Source organism: Providencia sp. LY12, assembly GCF_057621555.1.
The window spans coordinates 48,765-65,381 of record NZ_CM172594.1; the positions used below are offsets into that span (position 1 = coordinate 48,765).

Below are 16,617 nucleotides of genomic sequence, written 5' to 3' on the forward strand. Positions count from 1 at the left end.
TGTTCCTATCCATGTAGGCATTCTGAACGTAAGGGCAACTATAACATGAATGCCAGTCAGTGGATAAAAATTAGAGTTGAAATGAAATTATTCGAGAGGAGATAAAAGCGTGATTGCTGAAAACACACTTTCACTTGTGAAAGTGATGATCTTGTAATGGCATGGGTTATTTGGCCATCTATTCCGATAGATACCCGAAAGAACACCACATTTATTAGATTTACATGGCATTTTGCAAGCTGAAGTCACATTATGAGAGTAGAAGTCGGGCTTTACTCGTTTTGATTAAGTGAAATACTGCAAGCACCTGAACGCCCAACCTTCAATCGACTCCACTGGTATATTACCCACCACTGCCCCTTGGTGCTTGGGGTGATGAATACCGATATGATTTTGCTCGCCAAAGAGAGTGTCCAGCAAGTCGTTTGGCCAAGAAATCGACTTTGAAACAATACCTCTTCGGATCTGAGTAAAATGCTCAATCCAGTCCCGTGCATCTGAGCTGAAAATCATTTTGGTCGACAACATCTTGATCCCATCCGAAGTATCAACTTCAAGTAAAACAGCTTCATTCGATTGGTATCGAACGCGTACGGCTCTGATGGCACGAGGTGAGCCATTTTCCAGTTGATGCTGTTTACTCCTACCTACTTTTGGTAATGGCAATGTTTCTTGCTGAAGAATCGAGCATTTATGCTTGCTGACTAACACTTGCAACATGTGATCAAAGCTTTTAAAACGGCTGGCAAACTGTCGCTCTCTATCGGTAATATCCTGTTTGCCGCCGACATCTGCGGCAGGTAAAGTGCCACCCTGATGCGGCTCATCGGTGCTGACTTCTCGACCCGCTTCCTTTTCGTCAAGTTCATTCATGACCAGCTTACTGCTGTCTTTCACCTGTTCTTGTTTATAGACATCAAATGGCTTAGTAAAACGAATCCAGGATAAATCACCTTCCAAAGCCAAGGTCTCGTTCTGATCCGAACCGGTCTGATCGTCATCTATTTCAAACTTGTCTTCATTATTCAGCCAGTTAACACCTTCAGAACCCGCTCTGGTTGATTGATCTTTGGTATCTCGCTTGAAAAAGTCCGGATTGATAAATGCAATACTGCTTGGAATATCAACATCAAACACAACACCAATGATTTCCTCAATCAAGTACATTGATTTATCGCCGCTATAACGACCTTTAACGTGAAATTGCCAATTATTCATGTCAGGGGGATCAAAGCTAAACCGCCAACTTTCTAGCTTCCCTTTAAATTGTGGATAATACTGTTCGAATAGATCGGAAAAACACCGATAGGCAACCGTTGTTTTTAAACCATCAGCGCTGAGAATATACTTCTCAATAGTGAGCCGGAATAGGCGTTCAATATCTGGCGTGACTTTAATCCCTTCATCATCACTAAACTTTCTGGATCGCCCAATCTTTACCTGGCCACTTACTGCACGCGTTTTCCCTGGGGCACCACTATTTTTATAATCCGGCAATAGTGAATTTGGTTTTTGCCCTCGTTGCTAGTAACGTCGCAATAACTTGTAGATAGTAGCTATTGAGGCCATACCTGACTTTCTGACTTGTTCCACACGCTGGGCTCGAATTTTTGGCTCAAAACATAGCTCATAAACAATAATGGGCTGAATAATCAAAGGCCCCTGTTCACGCTAATTAAAAGCAACTGAGCCAACCAGCGGCTCTTCAAGATTGATTGAAGCAAAAGGATCAACGTGTTGGAACAGACGCCCTTCGTCAAAATAAGAAATGAGTTCCAACTCTGTTCTACGCTCTGGCCGAGCCGTGTCCAAATCCAAACAAATCCACATAATCGCTCCGGAATTAACGGCCAAAATGCGATAAAGCTTCCCATCAAATTGAAGCACTTCATTGATTTGCCACATGAAGCAGGGCCTCCATATCATTGAATTGGCAAAAAACCAGTTCAGCTGCTGAGATAGTCCTAAAGACTTTGTGAATATTAAATTTCAGGAATCCATTTGCTATGAGCGTTCGCACATCACGAAGGGTATGTCCTAATTCCAAGCTGGAAACAGTATCTATTTGTTTACAAATATCAATCACCTTTTTCTCTGGCGCTTTACTGAAAGCCCCATATAGCAACGGAAGTTGTGACAGTAGCCCTGAATCAACTCCCCCCTCCCGTTTTGGTTGGATACAACCACTCAATATTCTGTCTAATGATGGGATCAATTTCATGTTCGGTAATTAAGAACCAGGGGATTTGTTTTGACTGTCAATAACGCCGCTCTAACTCCAGTTTTTCAATGATTTTCACATCAGATAATGCTTCCATAGGTTTTACCTGAACAGCAAACTGGCGATGCATAGCATTGTCTGTATCAACCAAAAAATCAGAAGACATGACTTGATCAACACCACGGACAGCTGGATGTCTTAATCCATGTTCAGCAGCGATAGCTTGCGTATCCTCGCGTCGAAGCAGAAATTATTCACGAATATCTGAAAATATCAGGAGACCACTCAAAGACCAGAAAGGCTGCAAGCTCAAGGTCTGATAATAAATGGTGAACACGACAAGTTTTATGATAATAAATCCGATGGGATCGGCCTTCAGACAGCACATCTTGCACATACAACCAAGGTTGGTATTTCTTACCAAAACCTTGACCACGTCCGTCCTTTATCCTGCGGACAATCTGGTGTTCTGATAGGGACTGTTGAGATTTTGCCATAAGAAAACCCAGTATACTTTTTATCCAGTGTAACTGGGTTTTTCTATTTTATAACTTTTTTTGAGTAATTTAGATCTATTTTGTCAGACCACGGCTGGATTTTTAAATCAGAGTGAGATTACTCAACAGTCACTGATTTTGCCAAGTTACGCGGCTGGTCTACGTCAGTTCCTTTGATTAACGCAACATGGTAAGAAAGCAGTTGCAGAGGAACGGTGTAGAAAATTGGTGCGATTAACTCTTCCACATGTGGCAGGGAAACAATTTTCATGTTTTCGCTTGCTACAAAACCAGCATCTTGGTCAGCGAACACATACAGCAAGCCACCACGTGCGCGAACTTCTTCAATGTTAGATTTCAGTTTTTCTAACAGTTCGTTGTTCGGAGCAACGATGATAACGGGCATATCTGCATCAATTAACGCTAATGGACCATGTTTTAATTCGCCAGCTGCGTACGCTTCAGCATGGATATACGAAATCTCTTTCAGTTTCAGTGCGCCTTCAACGGCGATAGGGAACTGATCGCCACGACCTAAGAACAACGCGTGGTTTTTGTCTGAGAAATCTTCAGCTAACGCTTCAATCACTTTGTCTTGAGACAGCATGCTTTCAATACGTGCAGGCAGTGCGTGAAGCGCATGAGCAATACGCTCTTCCAGTTCAGGGTTTGCCCCTTTCAGGCGTCCCATATACGCCACCAGCATCAACAATACCGTTAACTGGGTTGTAAATGCTTTGGTTGAAGCGACGCCAATTTCCGCGCCCGCTTTGGTCATCAGCGAAAATTCAGATTCACGGACTAATGAAGATGCGCCAACGTTACAAATTGCCAGAGACGTTAAGTAACCCAGCTCTTTAGACAAGCGCAGAGCGGCTAGTGTGTCCGCCGTTTCCCCTGATTGGGAAATGGTGATCATCAAGCTACCTTTACGGTGTGCCGGTTTGCGGTAACGGTATTCTGACGCAATTTCCACGTCGCAAGGGATACCCGCCAGTGATTCAAACCAGTAACGCGCAACCATTCCAGCGTTGTAGGAAGTCCCACAAGCAACGATTTGGATATGGTCAACTTTGGACAGGATTTCGCTAGCTTTTGGACCTAACTCGCTAAGGTCGATACCGTTATCTTGGTTAAAACGCCCTTCGAGGGTGTTTTTAATCGCCATCGGCTGTTCATAGATCTCTTTTTGCATGTAATGGCGGTATGCGCCTTTATCACCTGCATCGTATTGAACATTCGATTCGATTTGCTCACGTTCAACTGGCGCGCCTTGCTTATCAAAAATACGCACAGTGCGACGAGTGACTTCCGCAATATCCCCTTCTTCTAAGTAGATAAAACGGCGAGTCACAGGCAATAATGCCAGTTGGTCAGAAGCTAAGAAGTTTTCGCCAACACCCAGACCGATAACCAACGGGCTACCAGAGCGTGCTGCGACTAATAATTCTGGGTTGCGGCTATCCATAATCACGGTGCCATAAGCGCCACGTAATTGCGGGATCACGCGCTGAACCACTTCCAATAATGTGCCGCCTTGCTGCTGTTCATGATGAACAAGGTGCGCAATCACTTCAGTGTCAGTGTCTGAACTAAAGATATAGCCAAGTTTTTTCAGCTCTTCTTTCAGTTCTAAATAGTTCTCGATAATTCCGTTATGAACAACGGCAATGTAACCCGAGGTATGAGGGTGAGCGTTACGCTCGCTTGGAATACCATGAGTCGCCCAGCGGGTATGCGCGATACCAGTTCCACCAGAAACCGGGTTCTTTTCTGCTTCTTCCGCCAGCATTTGCACTTTACCGACTTCACGTAAGCGTTGCAGATGGCCTTCATGATCAACCACCGCCATACCCGCAGAGTCATAACCACGGTATTCTAAACGGCGAAGACCTTCTAACAGAATTTCCGCGATATCACGTTGTGCGACAGCACCAACAATTCCACACATATTAAGTTATTCCTAAATAAAGGGGGTCTTCCCCTCTTATTGTCGCAACCTGATTATTGTTCAGCTTTCGCTGTTCCCCAGCCTTGTAGAAACGGGGAATTTATTGTTTTATCTATTTGCTACTTTGTAGCGATTTTTATATTAAAAAAACTGACCGACATTGCTTAGACTGCTAATTCTTAGATAGCTGATTCATTCATAGCTAATCATAGGAGAGACTTGAATATCTCTCCTCTATATTTACTTATGTTTTATTTACTTATTTTTTCTTTACTGGGCGCTGCCAGTTTTTAATATGAGTCTGTTTCACGCGGCTAACCACCAGTTCACCTTCATTAACATCACGGGTAACTGTGGTACCAGCACCAATGGTTGCGCCATTGGCTACAGTGACTGGTGCGACTAATTGTGTGTCTGAACCCACAAACACATCATCACCAATAACCGTTTTAAATTTATTCGCGCCATCATAGTTGCACGTAATGGTACCTGCACCGATGTTCACGTTATCACCAATCTGAGCGTCACCCAGATAGCTTAAGTGACCCGCTTTAGAGCCTAAGCCCAGCGTGGCATTTTTCATTTCAACGAAGTTACCCACATGAGATTTCGCTGCTAATTTAGCACCAGGGCGTAAACGTGCGAAAGGTCCAACAGTACATTCCGTGGATAATTCAGAATTTTCAATCACTGAGTATGGGCTGATAACTGAGTTATCGCCAATTACACAGTTTTTCAGTACGCAGCCAGTTTGGATCTGAACGTTATTACCCAGTGTCACGTTACCTTCGATGATCACGTTAGTGTCGATGACGACATCACGACCGTGAGTTAAGGTTCCGCGAATATCAAAACGCGCAGGATCAATCAACATCACACCCGCTAACAGTAATTTTTCAGCTTGTTCTTTTTGGTAGATGCGCTCTAACGCTGCTAATTGCAGACGGTTATTAACCCCTTCCATTTCACTGAGATGGCTTGGGTGAACGGTCGCAATTTTGTTACCTTCTTTATGAGCAAGAGCAATGATATCGGTAATGTAGTATTCACCTTGGGCATTGTTATTGTTCAGTTGGCTCAGCCAGCGGTTAAAGTCTTTGCCGCTTGCGACCATAATACCGGTGTTGATTTCTTGGATTTTACGCTGTTCTTCACTGGCATCTTTCTGTTCGATGATACCAACAACTTCGCCGTTTTCGCGGATAATACGACCATAACCGGCTGGGTTATCTAAGATAACGGTCAATAAGCCAATACCGCCTTCCGGCTTAGCATCTACCAGTCGTTGCAATGTGTCTTTAGCAATTAAAGGTACATCGCCATAAAGCATGACAATGTCTTCGTCATCTTGGAAGTGGGGAGCGGCTTGCTGCATTGCGTGGCCGGTACCCAGTTGCTCCGCTTGCAGAACCCAATTGAGGTTTTGTTCACCCAGTTTTTCTTTCAGTAAATCACCGCCATGTCCGTATACCAGATGAATATCCGACGCACCGATTGATTTCGCTGTATCAATCACATGCTGAACCATTGGTTTACCTGCGAGTAAATGCAGAACTTTAGGTAAGTCTGAATACATCCGTGTGCCTTTACCGGCAGCTAAAATCACGACACTTTTTCTTTGCACAGTCATATTTTCCTGAAACTCCAACTTTGGGGTGAAAGTAAACCTATTTCCTGTATAAATTACTACATATTTCGCACAAATAAAAAAGCCAGTTAGTCAAACTAACTGGCTTTTTCTATATTGCTATCATTACATAAGCTTTTTAGTTAACTCGATAACTCGAAGTTTCGCTATTGCTTTTGCAAGTTCTGCTGATGCCTGAGCATAATCAACATCGCCGTGTGCTTTGCGGACATGTTCTTCCGCTTTGCGTTTAGCTTCCACTGCACGAGCTTCGTCTAAATCTTTACCACGGATCGCTGTATCAGCGAGTACGATAACACCTGTTGGTTGAACTTCTAAAATACCGCCGGAGAGGTAAATTAGCTCTTCTTCACCAAACTGCTTCGTAATGCGTACCATGCCCGGTTTTATGGCAGTCAGCAGCGGGGTATGCTGCGGATAAATCCCCAACTCACCTTCACTACCTGTCACCTGAATTTTTTGTACTAAGCCTTCAAACATCTGTTTTTCCGCGCTTACTACTTTCAGGTAGTATGTCATTGCAGCTACCATATCAACCTCTCGTCAGATGGATTAAAGCTTTTTCGCTTTTTCCACAGCTTCTTCAATGGTACCAACCATGTAGAACGCTTGTTCTGGCAGGTGGTCGTAATCACCGTTCAGGATGCCGCTGAAGCCACGGATAGTGTCTTTCAGAGAAACGAACTTACCTGGTGAACCGGTAAAGACTTCTGCAACGAAGAATGGTTGAGACAGGAAGCGCTGGATCTTACGAGCACGAGCAACAACCAGTTTGTCTTCTTCAGACAGTTCATCCATACCCAGGATTGCAATGATATCTTTCAGTTCTTGGTAACGTTGCAGAATAGACTGAACGCCACGAGCAACATCATAGTGCTCTTGACCAACTACCAGTGGGTCTAATTGACGGCTGGTAGAATCCAGAGGGTCAACCGCAGGGTAGATACCCAGAGATGCGATTTGACGGCTCAGAACTACGGTTGCGTCTAAGTGAGCAAAGGTAGTTGCTGGTGATGGGTCAGTCAAGTCATCCGCTGGTACGTATACCGCTTGAACGGAAGTGATAGAACCAGTTTGAGTTGAGGTAATACGTTCTTGCAGAACACCCATCTCTTCCGCCAGCGTTGGTTGGTAACCTACCGCTGATGGCATACGACCTAACAGTGCTGATACTTCAGTACCTGCCAGTGTATAACGATAAATGTTGTCAACGAACAGCAATACGTCACGACCTTCGTCACGGAATTTTTCAGCCATAGTCAGACCAGTCAGCGCAACACGCAGACGGTTTCCTGGTGGCTCGTTCATCTGGCCATAAACCAGTGATACTTTATCCAGAACGTTTGAGTCGGTCATTTCATGATAGAAGTCGTTACCTTCACGGGTACGCTCACCAACACCGGCGAACACTGAGTAACCTGAGTGCTCGATCGCGATGTTACGGATCAGTTCCATCATGTTTACTGTTTTACCAACACCCGCACCACCGAACAGACCTACTTTACCACCTTTCGCGAATGGACAGATTAAGTCCATTACTTTGATACCGGTTTCCAGCAGTTCAGTTGAGTTAGCTAACTCTTCGTAGCTTGGTGCAGCACGGTGAATAGACCAGCGCTCTTCTTCGCCGATATCACCTTTCATGTCGATTGGTTCACCCAGAACGTTCATGATACGTCCCAGAGTTGCTTTACCGACTGGTACTTCGATTGGGTGCTCTAGGTTTACAACTTCTAAACCACGGCTCAGACCGTCTGATGTACCCATTGCGATACAACGGACAACACCACCACCTAACTGTTGTTGAACTTCCAACACCAGTTTTTCTTTACCGTTAATAACCTCAAGAGCATCGTACACTTTTGGTACGTTATCTTGAGGGAACTCGACGTCCACAACGGCGCCGATTACCTGGATAATCTTTCCAGTAGCCATCTTGAATCCTCTACGTAATTCGTAAACCTAGCTGTTAAACCGCGGCAGCACCAGAAACGATCTCGGTCAGTTCCTGAGTAATGCTGGCCTGACGAGCTTTGTTGTAAACCAACTGCAACTCTTTGATCAGGTTTCCACCGTTATCTGTAGCGGCTTTCATCGCTACCATTCGAGCGGCCTGCTCACTAGCTAGGTTTTCAACGACGCCCTGATAAACCTGCGACTCGATATAACGACGCAGCAGGGTATCCAGCAACGCCTTAGGATCGGGTTCATATAAATAATCCCAAGATTTCTTCTTCAGTGTTTCGTCATCGCTTGCAGGCAATGGCAGTAACTGAAGAATCGTTGGCTCTTGAGACATTGTATTGACGAACTTGTTGTTCACCACATACAGTTTATCTAAACGCCCTTCATCATAGGCTTGTAGCATAGAGTTAACTGGGCCAATCAGGTCAGAAAGGGTCGGGTTATCCCCCATTCCGGTTACTTGTGAAACGACATTGCCGCCTACAGAACCGAAGAATGCTACCGCTTTAGAACCGATTAAAGCCAAATCAACCTGAACGTTTTTCTCAGACCACGTTTTCATGTCTGCTAGCAGTTTTTTGAACAGGTTAACGTTCAAACCACCACACAGACCACGGTCTGTTGAAACAACCAAATACCCGACGCGCTTAACTTCACGCTCTTCGAGATATGGGTGTTTATATTCCAGATTACCTAATGCAAGGTGACCAATCACACTGCGCATGGTTTCTGCATAAGGACGGCTGGCCGCCATGCGTTCCTGCGTTTTACGCATTTTGGACGCCGCGACCATTTCCATCGCTTTAGTGATCTTCTGCGTGTTTTGCACACTTCCAATCTTGGAACGTATCTCTTTTGCGCCGGCCATTTCTGCTTCTCCTTATTAACCAGACGGCCCATAAAAATTCACGGGCCGAATAGTATTACCAGGACTGGGTGGCTTTGAATGATTCGAGCAGTTTATTCAACTTAGCTTCGATATCATCGTTATATTTGCCCGCCAGACCAATTTCGTTCATAAGGTCAGCATGCTCGCGCTGTGCAAATGAAACTAATGCAGCTTCGAATGCACCAATTTTTGCTAACTCAACATCGTCCAGATATCCACGTTCTGCAGCGAACAGAGACAGTGCCTGCTCTGCTACTGACATTGGTGCATACTGTTTCTGTTTCAGCAGTTCAGTTACTTTCTGACCGTGGCTCAACTGTTTACGAGTTGCGTCATCGAGGTCGGAAGCAAACTGAGCAAACGCTGCCAGTTCACGGTATTGAGCCAGTGCTGTACGGATACCACCAGACAGTTTCTTAATGATTTTAGTCTGAGCAGCACCACCAACACGAGATACTGAAATACCTGGGTTAACCGCTGGACGAATACCAGAGTTAAACAGGTTAGATTCCAGGAAGATCTGACCATCTGTAATCGAAATTACGTTTGTTGGTACGAATGCAGAAACGTCACCCGCTTGAGTTTCAATGATTGGCAGAGCAGTCAATGAACCAGTTTTACCTTTCACTTCACCTTTAGTGAATGCTTCTACGTAATCAGCGTTAACACGAGCAGCACGCTCAAGTAAACGGGAGTGCAGATAGAAAACATCACCTGGGTATGCTTCACGTCCTGGTGGACGACGCAGCAACAGTGAAATTTGACGGTATGCGACAGCCTGTTTAGACAGGTCATCATAAACGATCAGAGCATCTTCACCGCGGTCACGGAAATATTCACCCATCGCGCAACCAGAGTATGGTGCTAAGTATTGCAGTGCAGCTGATTCAGATGCAGTTGCAACAACAACGATAGTGTTTTCCAGAGCGCCGTGTTCTTCCAGTTTACGTACTACGTTAGAGATAGTTGATGCTTTCTGTCCGATAGCAACGTAAACACATTTGATGCCAGAATCACGCTGGTTGATGATTGCATCGATCGCCAGAGCTGTTTTACCAGTTTGACGGTCACCGATGACAAGCTCACGCTGGCCACGGCCGATTGGAATCATCGCATCGACTGATTTATAACCAGTCTGTACAGGTTGATCAACTGATTGACGGTCGATAACACCCGGAGCAATAACTTCTACAGGAGAGAAGCCATCGTGCTCAACAGGACCTTTACCATCAATTGGTTGACCCAGTGTATTCACTACACGTCCTAACAGGCCACGGCCTACTGGAACTTCAAGAATACGACCAGTACATTTAACTTTCATGCCTTCTGCTAAGTCAGCATAAGGGCCCATAACAACCGCACCAACAGAGTCACGCTCTAAGTTCAGTGCAATTGCGTAACGGTTGCCAGGCAGAGCGATCATTTCACCCTGCATGACTTCGGCTAAACCGTGAATACGAATGATACCGTCGTTAACGGAAACAATCGTACCTTCATTGTGAGCTTCACTCACAACATCGAACTGAGCAATACGCTGTTTGATCAGTTCGCTGATTTCGGTGGAATTCAGTTGCATATGCTCCAGTCCCCTTAAGACTGCAAGACGTCAGTTAAACGCTCTAAGCGACCGCGGACACTACCGTCAATGACGAGGTCTCCCGCACGAATGATCACTCCAGCAATAACAGACTTGTCAATTTTGCAATTCAGCTTAACTTTGCGTGACAGACGTTTTTCCATCGCGGCAGAAATTTTAGCTGACTGCTGTTCACTCAGTTCGTTCGCAGAAAGAACATCAACTTCAACAGTTGATTCCAGCGTATCGCGCAATTGGATAAATTGAGCTAATACTTCTGGCATCGTTGTTAAACGACCGTTTTCCGCCATAACACGAATTAGATTTTGAACATGCTCGTCAATTTCATCTCCACAAACAGAGATAAACGTTTTAGCTAATGTTTCTGGTGCAATAGAACCAGAAAGCAGCTCACCAACCTGTTCATTGCGCGTCACCTCAGAGGTGAAGGCCAGCATTTCCTGCCATTTAGCAACAGCTTGGTTTTCCACAGCAAAGTCAAAAGCTGCTTTGGCGTAGGGGCGAGCTACAGTAGCGATTTCAGACATGCCCCTCCCTCCTTACAGTTCAGCGACTAGTTTATCAACGATGTCGCTGTTAGCAGCTTCATCCACGGAACGTTCGATGATCTTCTCGGCACCTGCGATAGCAAGCATCGCAACCTGTTTACGTAACTCTTCACGTGCACGTTTACGCTCAGCATCAATTTCAGCTTGCGCTTGTGCTACGATTTTTGCACGTTCTGTTTCTGCTTCCGCTTTAGCTTCATCAATCATTTGAGTGCGTTGTTTATTCGCTTGTTCAATGATGATTTGTGCTTCAGCTTTCGCTTTTTTCAGTCGGTCGGTTGCGTCGGTTTGCGCCAGTTCCAGGTTCTTTTTAGCACGTTCTGCGGAAGATAAACCGTCAGCAATTTCTTTTTGACGTTTTTCTATGGCCGCCATAATCGGTGGCCATACATACTTCATACAGAACAAAACAAACAGGACAAACGCGATAGCCTGGCCGAGGATTGTTGCATTTAGATTCACAGACAATACCTCTTATTTATTAGTTAGTTAATGTTCTTAATGTGTGCCGAACGTTAATTAGGCAACAGCGAACATTACATATAAGCCCAGACCAACAGCAATCATCGGAATAGCATCGACCAGACCCATTACGATAAAGAACTGTGTACGCAGCAGAGGAATTAAATCTGGCTGACGAGCAGCGCCTTCTAAAAATTTACCACCTAGGATGCCGATACCGATCGCAGCACCGATCGCCGCTAAACCCATCATAATAGCGGCAGCCATGTACAGCAGATCCATACTCAGGTTTTCCATGACAGTCTCCAGTTTGTTTCAGTTAATACAATTATTGATTAATAAAATTAGTGCTCTTCAGAAGCCATCGACAGATAGACAACAGTCAGAACCATAAAAATAAAGGCTTGTAGCGTAATAATCAGTATGTGGAAGATAGCCCAAGGCAGGCTTAACAACCACTGTGACCACCACGGAAGCAGAGCCGCGATAAGAATAAAGATCAATTCACCTGCATACATGTTACCAAACAGTCGCAGACCGAGTGATACAGGTTTTGACAGCAGGCTAACCCCTTCAAGAATCAAGTTTACAGGGATAAATACCGGATGGTTGAAAGGCTGCATAGTGAGCTCTTTCGTGAATCCGCCAATTCCTTTCATCTTGATGCTGTAAAAGATTATTAGGATAAACACACCAATTGCCATCGACATCGTGATACTCACATCTGCGGTTGGAACAATACGCAGAGCAGGTAAACCTAAGTAGTGCTCACCGATGTATGGGATGAAATCAATTGGAAGTAGATCCAGAAGGTTCATTAAAAATACCCAGACGAACACCGTTAATGCCAGAGGGGCAATAACTTTGCTCTTCCCGTGATACATATCACGGACTGAGTTATCAACGAAACCAATGATCAGTTCTATTGCAGTCTGTAACTTACCGGGTACGCCACTAGTCGCATTGGCAGCAACTTTTCTAAATAGCCACAGGAATAAAGCCCCGAGAACTACGGAGAAAAAAAGCGAGTCAATGTTTAACGCCCAAAACGTTGGACTAGCGTGGGGATCGACCAACTCAAAGGTACGTAGATCCAACTGAAGGTTTCTCAGATGGTGACCTATGTACTCATTTGTAGTCATCACTTCTCCTGATGCAGACATGATGCCTCTTACCCTTTTGTAGTTTAAAAATACTTACCGTTTTACAACGGCTGGTGCAACAATCTGAACAATCAGCACCGCTAAATAGGTCAAACCCAGTGGTGTTATTGACGCTTTAAACACACCAAAAGCAACAACTAAGACAGTAATAGTTGTCACAACCTTTAACCCTGCTCCTAATGCAAAGAACCAGGCAATGCGGACAGGTTCATCCTCTTCTTTTGCTTTTTCAAAGCGTGATAGCAGCATAAATACGATATTAGGTAACCAGCATGCTAACCCACCAGCAAGAGCAGAGGCCCCCCATTCTATACTATTTGCACAGAAAGCCCCACTGAGGATTACAAAAGTTATTAACTGAATAGACAGTTGCTTAGAAGCATTACTGCCATAAAGGGAAACAGACATAACTTTGTGTACTCCCAGCTCTCTCAGCCTAAGAAACGCTAAGGGTTGTAATAAAACTGCCTTTGCTTAAATGTGTCAAGAGACAAAAACGTGCAAATTATACGGGCAGGCGAAATGAATTCAATCAGTAAGTAGCGAAAAGGTGAATAAATATTTAATTTTTTCGAGATAGCGCAGAATTAAGACAGGTGGGATTAATAATTTATTAACGATTCGTCGCCTAAAAATAACTTTATGTGATTAAGATCACAACAAATCTTAATCTCTTGATTAATAACCACACTCTTTATCCGGTTAGAACCCTATTTTTAAGCCATAAATCAAATAATTAAATTTGTTATTTTTTAGGCAAAAAAATGAAAAAATAATTTGGATATTTCATTATTAATGCTAAAACGATTTAGTAATAATATTAGATTAGGAATATTATTACCATTAATGTGATTATTTTTGATATATATTCGTTAATATTCTGTAAATAACAAGTGAATTTAAATTATCTTTATTTTAATTATATATAAAAATAGCCGTAACATTGTAAATGTACGGCTACCGCTCTAAAAGATAAAATAATTTTACTAAAAACTACGTTATTTTTTGAATAATTTAACCAAGTGACGCTGTTCGTCTAATTCTGGAATTTTTAGCTCTGTAATGGACTCAACTTCAAATCCTTCAGGTAGCTGTGTGAGTTCTTCGTTACGAACCACACCTTTTAACGCATAAAAGCACCCTTCCCTTGCAGGAAGATGGTGGCACCAACTCAGCATATCGTTGAGTGATGCAAAGGCTCTGCTAATTACGCCATCAAATCCATCTTCAACAGGGTACTCTTCCACTCGAGATTGAACTGGCTCAATGTTAGTCAGCCCTAACTCATGCTGAACCTGTTTTAGGAAGCGTATACGCTTCCCTAAGCTATCCAATAAAACAAAGTGAGCATCAGGTCGAACAATAGCTAAAGGTACGCCAGGAAGCCCTGGGCCCGTTCCTACATCGATAAACTTGTCACCCTTAAGGTGATCGTTCACCACGATACTGTCCATGATGTGGCGAACTAACATTTGTTCAGGCTCACGTACCGACGTTAAGTTGTACGCTTTGTTCCACTTGTGCAATAAACCAACATAATCGACTAACTGTTGTTTTTGCTTGTCAGTCAGTTGGATATCGGTTTTGGCCAATAGCTTTGTCAGTTTGCTGAATAAATCCATATTATGCACTCCGACGCAGCATGCCTTGTTTTTTGAGCCACACTAACAGAATTGAAATCGCTGCCGGTGTGATCCCAGAAATACGAGATGCTTGACCAATTGACGTTGGTTTGTGGTCATTCAGCTTCGCCATCACTTCATTAGATAAGCCTTTCACTTGCTTATAGTCCAAATCAACAGGAAGTAATGTGTTTTCATTACGCAGTTGACGTTCGATCTCTTCTTGCTGACGAGCAATGTAACCTTCGTATTTCACTTGAATTTCAACTTGATCTGCTGCTTGAGGATCTTCAACACCCGGAGCAAACAGATTTAACGAGGTCAGCATTTGATACGTCATTTCAGGACGACGCAGTAAATCTTCACCATTCGCTTCTTTCGATAATGGAACGGTTAAAATTTGGTCGATTTCTTCATGATTATCAGATTTAGGGTGAACCCAGATATCTTTTAAGCGTTGACGCTCTTTTTCAATCATTTCGACTTTGCGGTTGAAGTGTTCCCAACGAACATCATCCACGAGACCTAATTCACGTCCTTTTTCGGTTAAACGTAAATCGGCGTTATCTTCACGCAGCATCAAACGGTATTCCGCACGAGAAGTGAACATACGGTACGGTTCTTTGGTACCTAATGTGCACAGATCGTCAACCAGTACGCCAACATAGGCTTGGTCACGACGTGGGAACCAACCTTCAAGGTCAAATGCATGTTGTGCTGCGTTAAGACCCGCTAATAAACCTTGAGCAGCCGCTTCTTCATAACCTGTTGTACCGTTGATTTGACCAGCAAAGAACAAGCCTTCGATGAATTTGCTTTCGAGAGTTTGTTTTAGATCACGCGGGTCAAAGAAATCGTACTCAATGGCATAACCAGGACGGACGATCCTTGCATTTTCCATTCCCTTCATGGAATGAACTATTTTCATTTGGACATCAAATGGCAAGCTGGTGGAGATCCCGTTTGGATAAATTTCGTTGCTGGTTAAACCTTCTGGCTCTAAGAAGATCTGGTGAGCGTTTTTATCTGCAAAACGCATCACTTTGTCTTCAATTGAAGGACAGTAACGAGGGCCGATCCCTTCGATGATCCCTGCATACATAGGGCTGCGATCTAAGTTATTACGGATCACATCATGAGTTTGCTCATTGGTATACGTGATGTAGCAAGGCACTTGTTGCGGATGTTGCTCTTGCGAACCTAAAAATGAGAATACCGGCATTGGGTCGTCACCTAGCTGTTGAGCTAACTGACTGAAATCAATAGTTCTTGCATCAATACGTGGTGGTGTACCCGTTTTTAAACGGTTTACACGTAATGGCAATTCTCTTAAACGTTGAGATAACGTAATTGCTGGTGGATCACCTGCACGACCACCGCTGTAGTTTTCTAAACCGATATGAATTTTTCCATCAAGGAAAGTACCTACGGTTAATACCACCGCTTTGGCTTTAAATTTTAAGCCCATGCGGGTTACTGCACCAGTAACTCGGTTATTTTCAACAATCAGATCTTCAACAGGTTGCTGGAAGATCATTAAGTTTGGTTGGTTCTCTAATGCAGTTCTAACGGCTTGGCGATATAGCACGCGGTCTGCTTGTGCGCGAGTTGCACGAACCGCTGGGCCTTTACTTGCATTGAGTGTTCTAAATTGAATACCCGCTTTGTCAGTTGCGGTAGCCATTAAGCCACCGAGGGCATCAATTTCTCTTACCAGATGTCCCTTACCGATCCCACCGATGGCTGGGTTGCAAGACATCTGGCCCAATGTATCAATATTGTGAGTCAGTAATAGGGTTTGACGCCCCATACGTGCAGCTGCCATTGCTGCCTCAGTACCGGCATGACCACCACCAATTACGATGACGTCAAATTGCTCTGGATAAAACATGTGTGAACCTTAACGTTAGAAAATGCGGATTCTGCATTCGAGGAGTGAATTCTACTCAAGTTTGATGGAGAGACCAAGCCCTGGCCTCTCGCCTATATAATATAAAGATCTTTTTTATTTAAAGATCTCTTTATTAGATCTTTTATTAGGATCGACGGTTTCT

The 16,617-nt window shown here is 43.9% G+C and carries 19 protein-coding genes; all 19 read right to left on the reverse strand.

Annotated features, from left to right (window positions below; genetic code table 11):
• Positions 1-285: 285 nt before the first annotated feature.
• The 19 genes from ACY3ZI_RS00175 to mnmG all read right to left on the reverse strand — a co-directional run bounded on the left by ACY3ZI_RS00175 (position 286) and on the right by mnmG (position 16,454).
• Positions 286-1,497 carry a Tn7-like element transposition protein TnsE gene (locus tag ACY3ZI_RS00175; RefSeq protein ID WP_487375780.1) on the reverse strand — a complete coding sequence of 404 codons (1,212 nt, stop codon included), beginning with the start codon at positions 1,495-1,497 and terminating at the stop codon, positions 286-288.
• Between the two features lie 27 nt (positions 1,498-1,524).
• Positions 1,525-1,656, reverse strand: coding sequence for a hypothetical protein (locus ACY3ZI_RS00180; protein ID WP_487375781.1), 132 nt, complete (start codon positions 1,654-1,656; stop codon positions 1,525-1,527).
• 15 nt (positions 1,657-1,671) lie between these two features.
• Positions 1,672-1,905 carry a hypothetical protein gene (locus ACY3ZI_RS00185; protein ID WP_487375782.1) on the reverse strand — a complete coding sequence of 78 codons (234 nt, stop codon included), beginning with the start codon at positions 1,903-1,905 and terminating at the stop codon, positions 1,672-1,674.
• Positions 1,889-2,221 (reverse strand): TnsA endonuclease C-terminal domain-containing protein, encoded by a 333-nt coding sequence (locus ACY3ZI_RS00190; RefSeq protein WP_487375783.1) that lies wholly within the window; start codon positions 2,219-2,221, stop codon positions 1,889-1,891. The genes ACY3ZI_RS00185 and ACY3ZI_RS00190 overlap by 17 nt, the downstream gene beginning before the upstream one ends.
• 37 nt (positions 2,222-2,258) lie before the next feature.
• Positions 2,259-2,468, reverse strand: coding sequence for a TnsA endonuclease N-terminal domain-containing protein (locus ACY3ZI_RS00195; protein ID WP_487377589.1), 210 nt, complete (start codon positions 2,466-2,468; stop codon positions 2,259-2,261).
• Positions 2,469-2,475: 7 nt separating this feature from the next.
• A complete protein-coding gene (locus ACY3ZI_RS00200; RefSeq protein WP_487375784.1) occupies positions 2,476-2,718 on the reverse strand; it encodes a hypothetical protein in 243 nt (80 codons plus the stop codon).
• Positions 2,719-2,836: 118 nt separating this feature from the next.
• The gene (gene glmS, locus ACY3ZI_RS00205; protein WP_154603234.1) at positions 2,837-4,669 is read right to left on the reverse strand and encodes a glutamine--fructose-6-phosphate transaminase (isomerizing); all 1,833 of its coding nucleotides are present in this window, start codon (positions 4,667-4,669) and stop codon (positions 2,837-2,839) included.
• 259 nt (positions 4,670-4,928) lie between these two features.
• A complete protein-coding gene (glmU, locus tag ACY3ZI_RS00210; RefSeq protein ID WP_487375785.1) occupies positions 4,929-6,299 on the reverse strand; it encodes a bifunctional UDP-N-acetylglucosamine diphosphorylase/glucosamine-1-phosphate N-acetyltransferase GlmU in 1,371 nt (456 codons plus the stop codon).
• A 123-nt stretch (positions 6,300-6,422) separates the two neighbouring features.
• The gene (locus tag ACY3ZI_RS00215) at positions 6,423-6,848 is read right to left on the reverse strand and encodes a F0F1 ATP synthase subunit epsilon (protein ID WP_006660646.1); all 426 of its coding nucleotides are present in this window, start codon (positions 6,846-6,848) and stop codon (positions 6,423-6,425) included.
• A gap of 21 nt (positions 6,849-6,869) precedes the next feature.
• Positions 6,870-8,252, reverse strand: coding sequence for a F0F1 ATP synthase subunit beta (atpD, locus tag ACY3ZI_RS00220; RefSeq protein ID WP_006660647.1), 1,383 nt, complete (start codon positions 8,250-8,252; stop codon positions 6,870-6,872).
• 34 nt (positions 8,253-8,286) lie between these two features.
• Entirely contained in the window at positions 8,287-9,150 is an 864-nt protein-coding gene (atpG, locus tag ACY3ZI_RS00225; RefSeq protein ID WP_006660648.1) for a F0F1 ATP synthase subunit gamma, read from the reverse strand.
• Positions 9,151-9,205: 55 nt separating this feature from the next.
• The gene (atpA, locus tag ACY3ZI_RS00230) at positions 9,206-10,747 is read right to left on the reverse strand and encodes a F0F1 ATP synthase subunit alpha (protein WP_006660649.1); all 1,542 of its coding nucleotides are present in this window, start codon (positions 10,745-10,747) and stop codon (positions 9,206-9,208) included.
• A gap of 14 nt (positions 10,748-10,761) precedes the next feature.
• Positions 10,762-11,295 (reverse strand): F0F1 ATP synthase subunit delta, encoded by a 534-nt coding sequence (gene atpH / locus ACY3ZI_RS00235; protein ID WP_036950613.1) that lies wholly within the window; start codon positions 11,293-11,295, stop codon positions 10,762-10,764.
• Positions 11,296-11,307: 12 nt separating this feature from the next.
• The gene (gene atpF, locus ACY3ZI_RS00240; RefSeq protein ID WP_181477768.1) at positions 11,308-11,778 is read right to left on the reverse strand and encodes a F0F1 ATP synthase subunit B; all 471 of its coding nucleotides are present in this window, start codon (positions 11,776-11,778) and stop codon (positions 11,308-11,310) included.
• 57 nt (positions 11,779-11,835) lie between these two features.
• Positions 11,836-12,075, reverse strand: coding sequence for a F0F1 ATP synthase subunit C (atpE, locus tag ACY3ZI_RS00245; protein WP_004246596.1), 240 nt, complete (start codon positions 12,073-12,075; stop codon positions 11,836-11,838).
• Positions 12,076-12,122: 47 nt separating this feature from the next.
• Positions 12,123-12,941, reverse strand: coding sequence for a F0F1 ATP synthase subunit A (atpB, locus tag ACY3ZI_RS00250; RefSeq protein ID WP_006660652.1), 819 nt, complete (start codon positions 12,939-12,941; stop codon positions 12,123-12,125).
• Between the two features lie 33 nt (positions 12,942-12,974).
• Complete coding sequence (atpI, locus tag ACY3ZI_RS00255; RefSeq protein WP_036950608.1) at positions 12,975-13,349, reverse strand: F0F1 ATP synthase subunit I; 375 nt, start codon at positions 13,347-13,349, stop codon at positions 12,975-12,977.
• Between the two features lie 590 nt (positions 13,350-13,939).
• On the reverse strand, positions 13,940-14,563 hold the full coding sequence (gene rsmG, locus ACY3ZI_RS00260) for a 16S rRNA (guanine(527)-N(7))-methyltransferase RsmG (RefSeq protein ID WP_211887560.1): 624 nt from the start codon (positions 14,561-14,563) through the stop codon (positions 13,940-13,942).
• A gap of 1 nt (position 14,564) precedes the next feature.
• Positions 14,565-16,454 carry a tRNA uridine-5-carboxymethylaminomethyl(34) synthesis enzyme MnmG gene (mnmG, locus tag ACY3ZI_RS00265; protein WP_154637901.1) on the reverse strand — a complete coding sequence of 630 codons (1,890 nt, stop codon included), beginning with the start codon at positions 16,452-16,454 and terminating at the stop codon, positions 14,565-14,567.
• Positions 16,455-16,617: the final 163 nt, after the last annotated feature.